Source organism: Nodosilinea sp. LEGE 07088 (genome assembly GCF_015207395.1).
Taxonomy (GTDB): domain Bacteria; phylum Cyanobacteriota; class Cyanobacteriia; order Phormidesmidales; family Phormidesmidaceae; genus Nodosilinea.
In genome coordinates this window covers 1-1,272 of sequence record NZ_JADEWX010000383.1, presented here as the reverse complement: position 1 = coordinate 1,272, position 1,272 = coordinate 1, and the positions used below count along the sequence as shown (strand labels likewise).

The window sequence follows — 1,272 nt, the reverse complement described above, 5'->3', positions numbered from 1 at the left end:
TGATCTTGACTCAAGAAAGTGGACAGGTACTTTAAGCTACGTTCAGGCCCTCTAGAGAGAGCCAGTAGTTGTCTTCAAACTGCACTGGGGACAGATATCCAAGAGTTGAGTGCAACCGTTGTCGGTTATAGAAAACCTCAATCCATTCAGCAATAACGGTGCGGGCAACCGTTCGAGTCGAGAAGATCCTGGGATGAATCACCTCGGTCTTGAGGGTGCCAAAGAAGCTTTCAGCCACCGCATTATCCCAACAATTGCCTCGACGGCTCATGCTGCCCCTTATCGTAGCCTGCTGAAGTGCCGCCTGGTACTCTCCACTGGCATATTGAGAGCCTCGGTCAGAATGAAACAGCAACCCAGATGAAGCCGGTTGGCGTTGCCCTAAGGCCGCTTCTAAGGCCGTCAGCACCAGCTCAGTGCGCATATGCTCGGCCATCGACCATCCGACGACTCGTCTAGAGAACAGGTCAATGATGACCGCCAGATACAGCCAGCCTTCGGTGGTCCAAATGTAGGTCATGTCAGCCACCCACACCCGGTCGGGTTCAACCGTCGTAAAGTCTCTATTCAAGTGATTCTCGGCAATAGGCCAGGCATGTTTAGAATCGGTCGTCACCTGGAATTTACGTCGAGACCGAGCACTGATGCCGAGGTTAGCCATTAACCGCACCACCCGTTGACGGCTGACGCTCCAGCCTTGAGCCACCAGGGCCGCCTGAATCCGAGGGGAACCATAGCTTTGGCGACTGGCATCATAAATCTGTTGAATCTGGTGAGACAAAATCTTATTCTCCTGGGTTCTAGGGGATGCAAGGCGGTTGCACCAGGCGTAATAGCCACTTCTGGACTGCTTCAGGACTCGGCACATCAGGGCAATCGGAAAATTGACCTTCTCGCGCTGGATCAGCTCATAGGATCTGAGCTGTCCCGAGCAAAGAAGGTCGCGGCTTTTTTTAAGAAGTCGCGCTCCATCCGTACCCGTTTTAGGTCTCGGCGCAACGTATTTAATTCTTGGCGCTCAGCGGAGGTCAACGAACCTTGGATGTCTCCTGCGCGATCGATCTGGGCTTGTTTCACCCATTTGCGCAGCGCACTTTCGGTCAGCCCCATTTCCTTGGCAACCTGGCTGACCGGTTTACCCGATTGGCCCACGATGCGTACAGCTTCTGCTTTTTGCTCGTCTGTAAATGTCCTTCGCGGTTTTTGGCTCATCTGAACATTCTCCTTCCTTGTCGACTCTTCGGAAATGTCCACTTTTTCGAGGTAAGGTCA

General features: G+C 53.0%; 1 protein-coding gene. It reads right to left on the bottom strand.

What is annotated here, in order from left to right; genetic code table 11:
• Window positions 1-31 precede the first annotated feature (31 nt).
• Window positions 32-1,212 (bottom strand): IS3 family transposase gene (locus IQ254_RS31160; protein WP_228041272.1). Its coding sequence is split into 2 segments (ribosomal slippage): window positions 32-942 and window positions 942-1,212, totalling 1,182 coding nucleotides; the frame shifts between segments, so codons are not numbered across the junction.
• Between the last annotated feature and the right edge of the window lie 60 nt (window positions 1,213-1,272).